The sequence below is a fragment of the Kitasatospora acidiphila genome (assembly GCF_006636205.1).
Lineage (GTDB): Bacteria > Actinomycetota > Actinomycetes > Streptomycetales > Streptomycetaceae > Kitasatospora > Kitasatospora acidiphila.
In genome coordinates this window covers 3710175-3724277 of the sequence record NZ_VIGB01000003.1, presented here as the reverse complement: position 1 = coordinate 3724277, position 14103 = coordinate 3710175, and the positions used below count along the sequence as shown (strand labels likewise).

Sequence of the window (14103 nt, the reverse complement as noted above, 5' to 3'; positions counted from 1 at the left end):
CCGTGTCGGAGCGCCCCGAGGTGACCCCCGTCGAGATCGCCCGGCTGGCCGGGGTCGGCCGGGCCGCCGTGAGCAACTGGCGCCGCCGGCACCCCGACTTCCCGCAGCCGGCCGGCGGCACCGACAGCAGCCCGACCTTCGCGCTCGACCAGGTCGAGGAGTGGCTGCGCCGCCAGGGCAAGATCGCCGAACTGCCGCTGCTGGAGCGCTGCCACCAGCAGCTGGAGGCGCTGCGCGAGCCGGCCGGCGCCGAGCCCGCCGCCGGGTGGGGGAAGGCCGGGGGAAGGCCGCTGGTGCTGGCCGGCGCCGTGCTGCTCCTGCTGCACCGCCGCCCGGAGCGCTGGGCGGCGCTGGCCGAACAGTCCGACACCGCCCTGGCCCTGGCCCTGCCGCGCGAGCTGGCCGAACTGGCCGACGAACTCCTCGGCCCGCACAGCAGCGCCCTGCTCGACCTGCCCCGGCTGCTCGGCAGCACCCAACTCGGCCTGGTCCGACTGCTGGTGGCGCTGGCCCGGGACGGCGGCCCGGCCGCCGGCTACGAGCAACTGCTGAGCCGCGCCAGCGAGGGCGGTGCCCGCCAGCCGCTGCTGCCGCCGCAGCCGGCCGCCCTGCTCGCCGCGCTGGCCGCCGCCGACCGGCCCGCCGCCGTGCTCGACCCGGCCTGCGGGCTCGGCGCCACCCTGCTCGCCGTCGGCCCCGAGGCCGTCCGGTACGGCCAGGAGCGCGACCGCGGCGCCGCCGGTGCCGCCATGCTGCGGCTCGCCCTGCACGCCCCACCGACCGCCCCCGGGCCGCTGCCCCTGTACCTCGGGGCCGGTGACGCACTGCGGGCCGACGCCCACCCCGGCCTGCTCGCCGACGCGGTGCTCTGCCGCCCGCCCTACAACGAACGCGACTGGGGCCACGACGAGTTGCGGTACGACCCGCGCTGGCTGTTCGACCAGGCCCCGCCCCGAACCGAGCCCGAACTCGCCTGGCTGCTGCACTGCCTGGCCCACACCCGCCCCGGCGGCCTGACCGCCGTGCTGCTGCCGCCCACCGTCGCCTCCCGCCGCTCCGGGCGCCGGCTGCGGGCCGAACTGCTGCGCGGCGGCGCCCTGCGCGCGGTGGTCGCGCTGCCCGCCGGCGCCGCCCCGCCGTTCGGCGTGCCGCTGCACCTGTGGCTGCTGCGCCGCCCCGAACTTTCCCCAGCCTTCGGCCTGGGGGTACCTCCCGGCCTCCTCCAGCCTCCGGCCGGGGGACCCCCATGGCTGGGGGCGAGATGCCCCTAAGGTCGCCCGCCGCCAACCGTCGCTTGCTGCTGCTCGACGCGGCCGCCACCCAGCCGGCCGGTGCCGCCGGCGGCCGCGACCGGATCGACTGGCCCGAACTGCACCGCACCGTGCTGGACACCTGGACCGGCTTCGACCGGGCGGTCCGCCAGGGCGAGCCGCTGCCCGCCGAACGGCCGGGCGTGCACCGGGTGTTGGACGCCATCGACCTGCTCGACGACGAGACCGACCTGGCCCCGGCCCGCCACCTGCCGCCGCCCACCGCCCCCGGCGGCGCCCGGGAGCTCGACCGGCTGCGCGACCGGCTCGCCGAGGAACTGACCGCCCTGGCCGCCCTGGACCGGCAGCTGCCCGCCGTCACCGAGCCCGCCGAGCCGGCCGGCACCCCGCTCACCACACTGGGCGAGCTGGCCAGGACCGGCGTGCTGGAGGTGTACTCCTCGGGCCAGGGACCGGCCACCCTCCCCCCGCCTTCGGCCGGTGGGGGTACCTCCCGGCCGCCAGGCTGGGGGCGGACCCCCGTGGCGGTAGACGGCGCCGCCGGCATCCCGGTGCTGACCGACCAGGACCTGACCGACGACCAGCCGCCCGCCGCCGTGCTCGACGGCGACGGCGGCGCGGTGCTGCGCGCCCGGCCCGGCGACGTCCTGGTGCCGGTGCTCGGCGGCGGCACCGCCCTGGTGGTCCGGCCCGGTGAGCCGGCCGACGGCGCGGCGCTCGGCGCCAGGCTGCACCTGCTGCGCCCCGACCCCGAACTGCTCGACCCCGAGTACCTGGCCGGCCGGCTGCGCTCCACCGCCGGCAGCCGCTGGGCCAGCAGCCACGCCTCCACCACCACCCGGCTCGACGTCCGCCGGGTCCAGCTGCCCCGGCTGCCGATCGAGCGCCAGCGCGAGCTCGGCGAGGCGTTCCGCCGCGCCGCAGCCTTCGAGACCAGGCTGCGCCGCGCCGCCCGGCTCGGCAGCCTGCTGGCCCAGGGGCTCACCGACGGCCTGGCGGACGGCGAGCTGACGGTACGTTGAACGGACCAGCCCTTCGCGAAAGGTGATCCCGCATGACCACCGATCAGCTGCCGACCAGGGACCAGTCCGGTGAACCCGTGGTGCTCGACCGGCGCGACGGCCCGTTCGGCGAGGTGGTGCTGCGCCGGCGCGGGGCCGACCACGAGATCATCGCCAACGGCTGCTTCCTGATGGACACCGCCGACGGCCGCTCGGAACGGCTGCTGGTCGACGCCGCGCTGCAGCGGCTCACCGCCGAGCGGCCGTCGGTGCTGATCGGCGGCCTGGGGGTCGGGTTCTCGCTGGCCCGTGCCGCCGCCGAGCCGCGCTGGGGCGCGATCACGGTCGCCGAGCGGGAGCCGGCGATCATCGACTGGCACCGCACCGGCCCGCTCGGGGAGATCTCCGGCGCGGCGCTGGCCGACCCCCGGGTGACGATCCGCCAGGTCGACCTGGTCGACTACCTGGCCGGCACCGAGGACCGCTACGACGCGCTCTGCCTGGACATCGACAACGGCCCGGACTGGACGGTCACCGACTCCAACGACGGCCTCTACGGCCCGGCCGGCCTGGCCGCCGCCCGGGCCCGGCTGCACCCGGGCGGCATCCTGGCGGTGTGGAGCGCCCGACCCTCCACCGCCTTCGAGGACGCCCTGCGCGCGGCGGAGTTCGCGGACGTGCAGACCGTGGAGATCCCGGTGAGCCGCGGTGTGCCCGATGTGGTGCACCTGGGCAGGCGCCCCTGACCACCCGGGCCTGCCGGGCGGTACGGTTTTCCTCGCTGACGGCCGTGTCACCTGGGGGAGCTCGCTGATGACGTATCAACCACCGTTGCAGCCCACGGCGAAGGGGCCGCTCGTGGTGTGGGCGAAGGTGGCGATCTGCCTGGTGCCGCTGGTGACGCTGACGTTCTTCAGCTTCGTGCCGGCCGTCGTGCTGGCGGCCCGGCGCAAACGGACGGTGGACGTGGTCGGCGCGGTGGTGGTCGCGGTGACGGAGATGGTCATGATGGTCTGCGCCGTGGTGTCCGGAAAGGCCACGAGCGGCCCGGCCAACACGGCCGGCGTCTGCCTGGTGCTGCTGCTGATCTTCGGCACGCCGATCCACTTCCTGCTGATGGACCGCCGTGCGGTCTGGGAGCGCGGCCGGCCGGAGCCCGCGCCGGGGTACCCGTATCCGCAGCCGTACGGGGCGTACCCGCAGCCCGTCGCCGGATACGCCCCGGCCCCGCCCGTTCAGCACCGGCCGGTCGTCCAGGACCGGCCTCCCGTCCAGGACCGGCTGCCCGTTCAGGACCGGCCTCCCGTCCAGGAGCAGTCTCCCGTCGCCCCGTCGGCCCCCACCGACGACCTCCGGGAGCTCGGCGAGCTGCTGCGCCGTCAGGCCGGGGGCGACCGGCGGTGACCCGGGAGCGGCTGATCGGCGGGCGCTACCGGCTCGCCGAGAAGATCGGACACGGCGGCATGGGCCAGGTCTGGGCCGGCTACGACGAGCGCCTGGACCGGCGGGTGGCGGTCAAGCTGCTCCGCGCCGACGCCCCCAGCCATGGGGGTCCCCCCGGCCGGAGGCTGGGGGAGGCTGGGAGGGGCCCCCAGCTGCCCGGCCCGGCCGACACCGCGGAGCTCCGCGACGACCTGCGCAGGCGCTTCCTGCGCGAGTGCCGGATCACCGCCGGCCTCGACCACCCGGGCCTGGTCACCGTCTTCGACGCCGGCGAGGACGCGGGCGAGCTCTACCTGGTGATGCAGCGCCTGCCCGGCATCGGCCTGGCCGACCTGATCGCCGAGGAGGGCCCGCTGCCGGTGTCCTGGGCGGCCGCGGTGGCGGCCCAGATCTGCGCCGCGCTCTCGGTGGTGCACGCCGTCCCGGTGGTCCACCGGGACCTGAAGCCGAGCAACGTGATGGTCCGCCCGGACGGCCGGGTGGTGCTGCTCGACCTCGGCATCGCCACCGCGCTGGACGGCGACCACACCCGGCTCACCCTCACCGGCGTGCCGATCGGCAGCCCCTCCTACATGGCCCCCGAGCAGGCCCTCTCCGGCAGCGTGGACGCCCGCAGCGACCTCTACGCGCTCGGCTGCCTGCTGCACGAGATGCTCACCGGCGAGGAGCCGTTCCGGGCCCCCACCGCGCTCGGGGTGCTGCGCCGCCAGGTGGACGATCCGCCGGTGCCGCTGCGGCAGTTGCGCGCCGAGGTGCCGGCCGAGCTGGAGGCGTTGGTGCTCGACCTGCTGGCCAAGGCCCCGGCGGACCGGCCCGCGGACGCACAGCAGGTGTTCGGACGGCTGCGGCCGCTGCTGCCCGCGACCGAACCGGCGCTGCCGCAGCCGTACGGGACGGTGCCGGACCCGACCGTCCCGTTCCGCCACCCGCAGCATCCGGTGCCCGAGCCGACCAGGAGCCAGCACGTTCCTCCGCCGGCCTTCGGCCGGGAGGTGCCCCCATCGCTCGCCGAACCGTCCGCCGCCGCACCCGTCACCGACCTGGCCGCCGCCTGCGGACAGGTCTCCGACCTGCTGGCCGCCCAGCGCTACGCCGAGGTGATCGACCTGGCCGGCCGGCTGCTGCCGCAGGCCCGGGCCCGGCACGGCGAGCACGCCCCGCTGGTCATCACGCTGCGCACCATCTACGCCCGCACCCTGCTGCAGGAGGGCCAGTACCGGGCCGCGCTGCCGGAGTACCAGCTGCTGGCGGCCGCCGCGGTGGCCGAGCACGGCCCGCGCGCCCTGCCCGCGCTGGAGCACCGGCGCCGGACCGCCACCTGCCTGGAGCAGCTCGGCCGGGTGACCGAGGCGCTGGCCGAGTACCGGGCACTGCTGGCCGACTGCACGGCCCGGCTGGCCGAGGGGGCGGACACCGACCCGGCCCGCTGCTTCGAGCTGCGCGAGCGGATCGGCCTGCTGCTGGCCGGCTCCGGCGACCCGGACGGCGCCTGGGAGTGGCTGCTGGCGCTGCTCTTCGACCGCGAGCCGCGGCTCGGCCCGCACCACCCGGACGTGCTGCGGCTGCGCCGCCACCTGGACCAGCTGCAGCAGCACCGCACCGGCCGGCTGCCGCCGCTCGACCCGCGCACCGCCAGCTGGTGGCGCCCCGCCGGCTGAGCCCCAACGCGCCGGGCGCTCTGCTCGGTCGGCCCCCAGTCGGGCGGGCGTCTTCCCCGGTCGAGCCCCAACCGGGCCGGGCTTACCGTCAGTTGAGTCCATCAGCTGACGGTCCGCCAAATCGTCCGTCCCGGTGACCTGTTCGGTTCAACGTCTGGGCAACGGCAGGCGCGCTCCCTATCCTCATGACTCGTCAGGAGTACGTCTCGGCCACTTCGCCACCGCAGCCCTGCCCGGGAGGCCCCGCGTGATCCGCAGCAGCTCCGTCCGCCGCACCCTGCCCGCGCTCGGCGTCCTGCTGGGCGCGCTGGCGTTGAGCGCCTGCGGCGGCCAGCCGCCCCGCCCCGGGGCCGCCGCCCTGATCGGCTCGGACCGGATCACGGTGGCGCAGGTGGAGGCCCGGGTGGCGGAGTTCCGGGACCAGGCGGCCAAGCTGCCCAGCGGGCAGTACCAGGAGCAGGCGGGCCTGGTCGGTGCGACCGTCTACGGGATGGTCTTCGACCAGGTGGTGGCCCGCGCGCTGGCCGACCGCCAGCTGTCGGTCTCCGACACCGAGGTGGCCCAGCTGCGCCAGCAGGAGGTCGCGGCGCTGGCCGGGGAGGCGGCCCTGGAGCAGAACCTGCTGCTGCGCAACGGTGTCCCGGCCCAGGAGATCGACGGCTATCTGCGCGAGCAGATCGGCCTGCAGAAGCTGGCCAAGGTGAGCGGGCAGCAGCTGGGCACCACCGACGGCAACCAGGCGGTGCACCAGCTGCTGACCATCGCCTCGGAGGAGCTGCGGGTGACGGTCAACCCGCGCTACGGCAGCTGGGATCCGGCGCAGGCGGTGCTGGACAACCCGAGCGAGCCGTGGCTGCCGCAGTCCGGCGCCGCCGCCTGAGTTCACAGCGGGGCGGTAGGTTCGAGGTGTGGAGACCTCGAAGCTGACCCTGCTGACCACCACCCACCGGATCGCCCCCGGGCTGCTCAGCTGGCCCGCCTGGCAGGCGCTGCACGGCGCGCCGCTGGTGCTGGCCGCCGACCGGGAGCACCCCCAGCTGCCCGCGCTGGCGCAGGCCGGCATCAAGGTCGAGCAGATCGAGCGGACCAGTGCGCCCGCGCTGGCCCGGGAGCTCACCGAGCGGGCCCCGCTGGTGTTCCTGGGCGGCCAGGACGGCGACCCGGGGCTGACCGACGCGCTGGCCAGGATCGCGGTGGAGCACGCCGGCGAGGCGCCCGAGATCGAGCTGCTGCCCGGCTCCTACGACCTGCCCGGCGCCCGGCTGCTCGACCTGGTCGCGGTGATGGACCGGCTGCGGTCGCCCGGCGGCTGCCCGTGGGACGCCGAGCAGACCCATGACTCGCTGGTGAAGTACCTGGTCGAGGAGGCCTACGAGCTGGTCGAGGCGATCGAGGAGGGCGACCGGGCGACGCTGCGCGAGGAGCTCGGCGATGTGCTGCTGCAGGTCTTCTTCCACTCCCGGATCGGCGAGGAGCACGCCGAGGACCCGTTCTCCATCGACGACGTGGCCGGGGACATCGTGGACAAGCTGGTCTACCGTCACCCGCACGTCTTCGCCGACTCGGACGCCGAGACCACGGACCAGGTGGAGGCCAACTGGGAGGCGCTCAAGGCGGCCGAGAAGCAGGACCGGGAGTCGGTGCTGGACGGCGTGCCCAGCGGGCTGCCGGCGCTGGCGTACGCGGCCAAGCTGGTCTCCCGGGTGCGGCGCGCGGACTTCACCGGGGTGCCGGACGCGCCCTACGAGCTGCCGGCCGAGCTGACCGAGGAGAGCGCGGGCGCCCTGCTGCTGGCCGTGGTGCAGCGGGCGCACGACGCCAGGGTGGATCCGGACGCGGCGCTGCGGCGCGCCGCGCGCGGCTACCGGGCGGCCGTGCGGGCCGCGGAGGGCCTGGCCGACTGAGCGGGACGGGTCAGGCCGCGGTGCGCCTGACCGGCTCCCGCTGCGGCGGCAGCAGTTCGCCGATCGCCTCGCTCAGCGGGTAGAGCAGCTCGGCCAGCCGGTCCAGGTCGCCGGGGAGGTCGGCCAGGGTGACGATCCGCTCGCCGTCCGGGCCGGCCACGCAGAACAGGTCGATCCGGCCCAGGTGCTTCTCGCAGGTGTCGACCAGGGCGGCGATGTCGCTGGGCTGGTGGATGTCCGAGGAGACACCGACCACCGGGCAGCCGGTGCGGTCCAGGGCGGCGGCCAGGTCCTCGGCGACGCCGACCCGGGGGTGCGCCAGCAGCAGACCGGTGGCTCCCGCTGCGGCGAACCGGCGGGCCGGCGCGTCGCCGTCGCCGCCGTCGAGCACCGCGATGACCACCACTTGCCCGGCTACTCGCATGGCCTGACTCCTCTCCGTGGGCACCACCGCACTGTGGCCCACCCATTAATCGGGGATCGTAGGCTTCGCCTGACCCTCCGCAACAGGGATTACCCGGCAGGTGACCAGACTCACTCCCACTTGGGAACGGATACGGTCAAGACATGCCCAACCAGCCGCCCGCCCCGATGCCGCCCCTGTTCACCTGGGAGTTCGCCGCCGATCCCTACCCGGCGTACGCCTGGCTGCGGGAGCACGCCCCGGTGCACCGCACCACGCTGCCCAGCGGGGTGGACGCCTGGCTGGTGACGCGGTATGCGGACGCCCGGCAGGCGCTGGCCGACAGCCGGCTCTCCAAGAACCCGGCGCACCACAGTGAGCAGGCGCACCGCACCGGTCGGGTCGGCATCCCGGGGGAGCGGCAGGCCGATCTGATGACCCACCTGCTGAACATCGACCCGCCGGACCACACCCGGCTGCGGCGGCTGGTCTCCAAGGCGTTCACCCCGCGCCGGGTGGCCGAGTTCGAGCCCCGGGTGCAGCGCCTGACCGACCGGCTGATCGACACCTTCGCGGCGCGCGGCTCGGCCGATCTGATCCACGAGTTCGCGTTCCCGCTGCCGATCTACGCGATCTGCGACCTGCTGGGGGTGCCGGCCGAGGACCAGGACGACTTCCGTGACTGGGCCGGGATGATGATCCGCCACGGCGGTGGTCCGCGCGGCGGCGTGGCCCGGGCGGTCAAGAAGATGCGCGCCTATCTGCTGGAGCTGATCCACCGCAAGCGCGGGGGGGAGTTGGGCGAGGACCTGATCTCCGGTCTGATCCGGGCGAGCGACCACGGCGAGCACCTGACCGAGAACGAGGCCGCCGCCATGGCCTTCATCCTGCTGTTCGCCGGCTTCGAGACGACCGTCAACCTGATCGGCAACGGCGTCTTCGCGCTGCTGAACCACCCGGAGCAGCGGGCCCGCCTGCAGGCCTCGGTGGCGGCCGGGGAGACCGGGCTGCTGACCACCGCGGTCGAGGAACTGCTGCGCTACGACGGCCCGGTGGAGCTGGCCACCTGGCGGTTCGCCACCTCGCCGCTGAGCATCGGCGGGGTGGACATCCCGGTCGGCGATCCGGTGCTGGTGGTGCTGGCCGCGGCCGATCGCGACCCGGCCAGGTTCGACCAGCCGGACACCATGGACCTGGCCCGCCGGGACAATCCGCACCTGGGGTTCGGGCACGGCATCCACTACTGCATCGGCGCGCCGCTGGCCCGGCTGGAGGGCCAGCGGGCGCTGGCCACGCTGCTGACCCGGCTTCCGGACCTGCGACTCGCCGCCGAGCCGGGGGAGTTGCGCTGGCGCGGCGGTCTGATCATGCGCGGACTGCGCGAACTGCCGGTTTCGTTCACGCCCGAAAAGCCCGCGGACGCAGTCGAAAACTGAGTGTGCGCCAACTCCCGCCGTTGTGACGGCGCGTCGGAAGCATCGGTGCAGTCATGGTCTGAATGCGGATCAAATCGGTCAAACCTGACCGGTTGGTAGGCGATGCATGACGCACCGTAATTTCCGCGTGATGTGGGCGATATGAGCTTGTGATTGGTCAGTAGATCTGCTTACTCTCCCAGGAGTTCGCGTAGGCGAACCCCGCACGCGAGTACGCCGAATCCTGCCCATCGCGTCGCCGGGACACCTGACCACCAGGGGGCAGGGGCGGGGGACCCAGGTTTTTCTGCCGTCTCCCACGGCTAGGGGTGAAGCCGACCGCCGGAGCGATCCGAGCGGGCGGCCGGGCCAACCTCACCGGTCCGAACCCGACAGCTCACCTCGCAGGCGTGCGGAGAGGGACGTCTCAATGCTGTTTGGCACCGGCCGCCATCGTCGCCGTACCACCGCAGAGAAGGCCATCGCCGTAGCCGGCTTGGCAGGCGCGGGAGTTGCGATGCCGCTGCTCACCGCGACCGGCGCGCACGCCGCCCCGGTCTCCGTGTGGGACGGCGTGGCGAACTGCGAGAGCACCAGCAACTGGTCGATCAACACCGGCAACGGCTTCTACGGCGGGCTGCAGTTCACCAACTCGACCTGGGCCGCGTACGGCGGCACCCAGTACGCCCCGCGGGCCGACCTGGCCAGCAAGGACCAGCAGATCGCGGTCGCCGAGCGGGTGCTGGCCTCGCAGGGGCCGGGCGCCTGGCCGGTCTGCTCGGTCAAGGCCGGGCTGACCCAGGGCGGCGCCCCGGCCTCCGCGAACCCCGGCGGCGGCGCGGCCGCCTCCCGGTCCGCCGAGCGGTCGGCCCAGCCCCAGCAGGCCAAGCCGCAGCAGGCCCAGCCCAGGTCGGCCGCCCCGCAGCACCGGTCGACCCCGAAGCCGGCCCAGCCGAAGCCGGCCCCGCAGCCCGCCGAGCCGTCCACGGCCGGTGCCCACGAGTACACCGTCCGGCCCGGCGACACGCTCTCCACCATCGCCCAGGGCCAGCAGGTGATCGGCGGCTGGCAGGCGCTCTACCAGGCCAATCACGCGACGGTCGGCCAGGACCCAAACCTGATCTTCCCCGGCCAGACGCTCCACCTCGGCTGACCCGCCGACGCCCGGCCCCCGGGGCCGCCGCACCGGCGGCGGCCCCGGACCGGGGCGGACGGGCATTCAGGTGAACTACCGACAGGTAGCAGAACCACACCGTGAGACGGGAGCCAGGTCCCGGTCTCCGGTCGGGCCGGTGCGGTTAGGCTCTGGTCGTAAGGCCCCCGTCCTCCCGCTGTCCCCAGGACCGCTTCCGCAAGGAGATGCATAGTGCCGTCCATCGATGTCGTCGTCGCACGCGAGATCCTCGACTCCCGCGGCAACCCCACGGTCGAGGTCGAGGTCGGCCTCGACGACGGCAGCACCGGCCGTGCCGCCGTCCCGTCCGGCGCCTCCACCGGAGCCTTCGAGGCGCTGGAGCTGCGTGACGGTGACAAGAACCGCTACGGCGGCAAGGGCGTGGAGAAGGCCGTCCTCGCCGTCATCGAGCAGATCGGCCCGGAGCTGGTCGGCTACGACGCCACCGAGCAGCGGCTGATCGACCAGGCGATGCTCGACCTGGACGCCACCCCGGACAAGTCCTCGCTCGGCGCCAACGCCATCCTCGGCGTCTCGCTGGCCGTGGCGCACGCCGCCTCCGAGGCCTCGGACCTGCCGCTCTTCCGCTACCTGGGCGGCCCGAACGCGCACGTCCTGCCGGTCCCGATGATGAACATCCTCAACGGCGGCGCGCACGCCGACTCCAACGTGGACATCCAGGAGTTCATGATCGCGCCGATCGGCGCCGAGTCGTTCTCCGAGGCGCTGCGCTGGGGTGCCGAGGTCTACCACACCCTCAAGGCGGTGCTGAAGGAGCGCGGCCTGTCCACCGGCCTGGGCGACGAGGGCGGCTTCGCCCCGAACCTGGAGACCAACCGCGCCGCGCTGGACCTCATCACCGAGGCCATCAAGCAGGCCGGCTACGTGCCGGGCAAGGACATCGCGCTGGCCCTGGACGTCGCCGCCACCGAGTTCTACAAGGACGGCGCCTACCAGTTCGAGGGCAAGTCGCTGTCGGCCGCCGAGCTGATCGACTACTACGCCGACCTGGTCGACTCCTACCCGCTGGTCTCCATCGAGGACCCGCTGAACGAGGAGGACTGGGAGGGCTGGAAGGCCATCACCGACAAGCTCGGCAGCAAGGTCCAGCTGGTCGGTGACGACCTGTTCGTCACCAACCCGGAGCGCCTGGCCCGGGGCATCGAGACCGGCACCGCCAACGCGCTGCTGGTGAAGGTGAACCAGATCGGTTCGCTGACCGAGACCCTGGACGCCGTCGAGCTGGCCCAGCGCAACGGCTACCGCTGCATGATGTCGCACCGCTCGGGCGAGACCGAGGACGTCACCATCGCCGACCTGGCCGTCGCCACCAACTGCGGCCAGATCAAGACCGGTGCCCCGGCCCGCTCGGACCGCGTCGCCAAGTACAACCAGCTGCTGCGCATCGAGGAGATCCTCGACGACGCCGCCGAGTACGCGGGCCGCGCCGCGTTCCCGCGCTTCCGCTCTGCGGAGTAAAAGGCACAGTCGCTCCGCCGAGCAGTAGGCCGAGCAAGTTCGAGGGCTGACGAACTCGGCAAATGACCGGTGCCCCGGCCGCCACCGCTTAGGGTGGGGCCGGGGCACCGGCGCGACGGAGGGGCGAGGAGTTCATGGCAGCGTGGAAGTTCCCGGGGCGGCCGCGGTTCACCAGCCGGGCCACCGTGCTGGTGCTGGTGCTCTGCTCGCTGGTGGCGATCCTGGCCTATCCGGCACGTCAGTTCATCAACCAGCGGGACGAGATCGCCGCCCAGCGGGTCAAGGCCGAGCAGGCCAAGAACGCGGTGCAGCAGCTGACCGCCGAGAAGGCCCGCTGGCAGGACCCGGAGTTCGTCAAGGCCCAGGCCCGGCAGCGGCTGCACTACGCGATGCCCGGCGAGACCCCGTTCACCGCCGTCGACCCCACCCCGGGGCCCGGCGCCACCCAGCCGTCCGGCACCGGCTCCGGGCCGGCCGCCAAGGCCCTCCCCTGGTACACCACCGTCTGGAACTCGGTGGACGCCGCCGCCTCACCCTCCCCTGCCCCCGCTCCGTGAAGACCTGATGAGCCATGAGTACTGAGAACCAGCCCGTCGCGGACCGCGACCTCGCCGCCGTGGCGGCCCAGCTCGGCCGGGTGCCGCGCGGCACCCGTGCCGTCGCGCACCGCTGCCCGTGCGGCAACCCCGATGTGGTGGAGACCGCGCCCCGGCTGCCGGACGGCACGCCGTTCCCCACCCTCTACTACCTGACCTGCCCCAAGGCCGCCTCGCTGATCGGCACCCTGGAGGCGGACGGCGTGATGAAGGAGCAGACCGCCCGGCTGGCCGAGGACCCGGAGCTGGCGGCCGCCTACCAGAAGGCGCACGAGGACTACATCGCCCGCCGGGACGCCATCGAGGTGCTGGAGGGCTTCCCGTCGGCCGGTGGCATGCCGGACCGGGTGAAGTGCCTGCACGTGCTGGTCGGCCACTCGCTGGCGGCCGGCGAGGGCGTCAACCCGCTGGGTGACGAGGCGCTGGCGATGCTGCCCGAGTGGTGGCGCAAGGGCTCCTGCGTCACCGAGGAGCAGATCCAGACCGGCGTCGAGGCGCTGCGGCACCAGCGCGAGGAGGCCGAGGACCACGCCGAGGTGATCGCCGCCAAGGAGCGCAAGACGGCCGAGCGGGCCGCCAAGCGGGCCGCCGCCGAGTCGGAGCAGGACGGGCCGGAGCAGGACGGTTCGGAGCAGCCCGAGGAGGGCCGGTGAGCAGCATCCGGGTGGCCGCGGTCGACTGCGGCACCAACTCGATCCGCCTGCTGATCGCCGACATCGACCCGCAGGCCGGGCGGGCCGTCGACCTGGACCGCCGGATGCTCATCGTGCGGCTCGGCCAGGACGTGGACCGCACCGGGCGGTTGGCGCCCGAGGCGCTGGAGCGCACCTTCGCGGCCTGCCGCGAGTACGCCGCGGTGATCGCCGAGTACGGCGTGGCCCCGGAGCGGACCAGGTTCGTGGCCACCAGCGCCTCCCGGGATGCCGAGAACAGCGCCGAGTTCGCCAAGGGCGTGCGGGAGATCCTCGGGGTCGACCCGGAGGTGGTCTCGGGTGACGAGGAGGCACAGCTCTCCTTCGCCGGTGCCACCAAGGGCCTGGCCGGCACCTCGGTCGCGGCCCCGTACCTGGTCTTCGACCTGGGCGGCGGCTCCACCGAGTTCGTGCTGGGCGGCGAGACGGTACGGGCCGCGCGCTCGGTGGACATCGGCTCGGTGCGGCTGACGGAGCGCCACTTCGCCGGATCCGACGTGCCGACCTCGGTCCAGATCGCGGCGGCCGAGGCGGACATCGCCCAGGGGCTGAACCTCGCCGCCGAGGCGGTGCCGCTGACCGAGGCGGCCACCCTGGTCGGCCTGGCCGGCACGGTCACCTCGGTGGCCGCGATCGCGCTCGGCCTGCCGGAGTACCAGTCGGCCCGGATCCACCACTCCAGGCTCTCGCTGACCCGGGTCCGCGAGGTGACCGAGCAGCTGCTCGGCGCCACCCACGCCGAGCGGGCGGCCATTCCGTCGCTGCACCCCGGGCGGGTGGACGTGATCGGGGCCGGCGCGCTGGTACTGCGTTCGATCATGGAGCGCACCGGCGCCGCCGAGCTGGTGGTGAGCGAGCACGACATCCTGGACGGCATCGCCTGGAGCCTGGTCTCCTGACCCCCTTCTGACGGACCGCCACCCCCCGCCCGGGACCCTCGGGCCGGGGTGGCGCGCCCGGCGCCGCGAGAAGCTTCGTGAATTTCTTCACATGGAGTTCCCCCGTTCTCCGCAGTCCGACGACCGGTTCGTCCGGTATGCGGGATTGAAGGTGCCGGGGTGGCCGCG

14 protein-coding genes and 1 riboswitch are annotated in these 14103 nt (G+C 74.2%); of the genes, 13 read left to right on the top strand and 1 reads right to left on the bottom strand.

Going from position 1 to position 14103, the window contains the following annotated elements; translation table 11 throughout:
• The first annotated feature begins 2 nt into the window (after positions 1-2).
• The 7 genes from E6W39_RS43540 (at position 3) to E6W39_RS17370 (ending at position 7277) form a co-directional block, all read left to right on the top strand.
• Positions 3-1271, top strand: coding sequence for an HsdM family class I SAM-dependent methyltransferase (locus tag E6W39_RS43540; protein WP_323809045.1), 1269 nt, complete (start codon positions 3-5; stop codon positions 1269-1271).
• 23 nt (positions 1272-1294) lie between these two features.
• A complete protein-coding gene (locus E6W39_RS43535; protein ID WP_323809044.1) occupies positions 1295-2293 on the top strand; it encodes a type II restriction endonuclease subunit M in 999 nt (332 codons plus the stop codon).
• Between the two features lie 32 nt (positions 2294-2325).
• Positions 2326-3018: a spermidine synthase family protein gene (locus E6W39_RS17390; protein ID WP_141634296.1), complete on the top strand. Its 693-nt coding sequence runs from the start codon at positions 2326-2328 to the stop codon at positions 3016-3018.
• A 67-nt stretch (positions 3019-3085) separates the two neighbouring features.
• On the top strand, positions 3086-3676 hold the full coding sequence (locus E6W39_RS17385; RefSeq protein ID WP_141634295.1) for a hypothetical protein: 591 nt from the start codon (positions 3086-3088) through the stop codon (positions 3674-3676).
• Between the two features lie 59 nt (positions 3677-3735).
• Complete coding sequence (locus E6W39_RS17380) at positions 3736-5373, top strand: serine/threonine-protein kinase (RefSeq protein WP_141637797.1); 1638 nt, start codon at positions 3736-3738, stop codon at positions 5371-5373.
• Between the two features lie 247 nt (positions 5374-5620).
• Positions 5621-6253: a SurA N-terminal domain-containing protein gene (locus E6W39_RS17375; RefSeq protein WP_141634294.1), complete on the top strand. Its 633-nt coding sequence runs from the start codon at positions 5621-5623 to the stop codon at positions 6251-6253.
• 28 nt (positions 6254-6281) lie between these two features.
• Entirely contained in the window at positions 6282-7277 is a 996-nt protein-coding gene (locus E6W39_RS17370; RefSeq protein WP_141634293.1) for a MazG family protein, read from the top strand.
• A gap of 10 nt (positions 7278-7287) precedes the next feature.
• Here the strand turns inward: E6W39_RS17370 and E6W39_RS17365 are convergent, their stop codons facing one another.
• Complete coding sequence (locus E6W39_RS17365) at positions 7288-7701, bottom strand: SDR family NAD(P)-dependent oxidoreductase (RefSeq protein ID WP_141634292.1); 414 nt, start codon at positions 7699-7701, stop codon at positions 7288-7290.
• Between the two features lie 143 nt (positions 7702-7844).
• On the opposite strand from E6W39_RS17365, the gene E6W39_RS17360 reads away from it, so the two are divergent.
• From E6W39_RS17360 to E6W39_RS17335, 6 genes are all read left to right on the top strand, one after another.
• Positions 7845-9116 (top strand): cytochrome P450 family protein, encoded by a 1272-nt coding sequence (locus tag E6W39_RS17360; protein WP_141634291.1) that lies wholly within the window; start codon positions 7845-7847, stop codon positions 9114-9116.
• A gap of 204 nt (positions 9117-9320) precedes the next feature.
• A riboswitch (cyclic di-AMP (ydaO/yuaA leader) is annotated at positions 9321-9522 on the top strand.
• Positions 9523-9612: 90 nt separating this feature from the next.
• On the top strand, positions 9613-10248 hold the full coding sequence (locus E6W39_RS43530; RefSeq protein ID WP_323809043.1) for a transglycosylase family protein: 636 nt from the start codon (positions 9613-9615) through the stop codon (positions 10246-10248).
• A 213-nt stretch (positions 10249-10461) separates the two neighbouring features.
• A complete protein-coding gene (gene eno / locus E6W39_RS17350; RefSeq protein ID WP_141634289.1) occupies positions 10462-11748 on the top strand; it encodes a phosphopyruvate hydratase in 1287 nt (428 codons plus the stop codon).
• 134 nt (positions 11749-11882) lie between these two features.
• The gene (locus E6W39_RS17345) at positions 11883-12305 is read left to right on the top strand and encodes an FtsB family cell division protein (RefSeq protein WP_141634288.1); all 423 of its coding nucleotides are present in this window, start codon (positions 11883-11885) and stop codon (positions 12303-12305) included.
• A gap of 14 nt (positions 12306-12319) precedes the next feature.
• Positions 12320-12997 (top strand): DUF501 domain-containing protein, encoded by a 678-nt coding sequence (locus E6W39_RS17340; protein ID WP_141634287.1) that lies wholly within the window; start codon positions 12320-12322, stop codon positions 12995-12997.
• Positions 12994-13935: a Ppx/GppA phosphatase family protein gene (locus E6W39_RS17335; RefSeq protein ID WP_181799302.1), complete on the top strand. Its 942-nt coding sequence runs from the start codon at positions 12994-12996 to the stop codon at positions 13933-13935. The genes E6W39_RS17340 and E6W39_RS17335 overlap by 4 nt, the downstream gene beginning before the upstream one ends.
• The last annotated feature ends 168 nt before the right edge of the window (positions 13936-14103 follow it).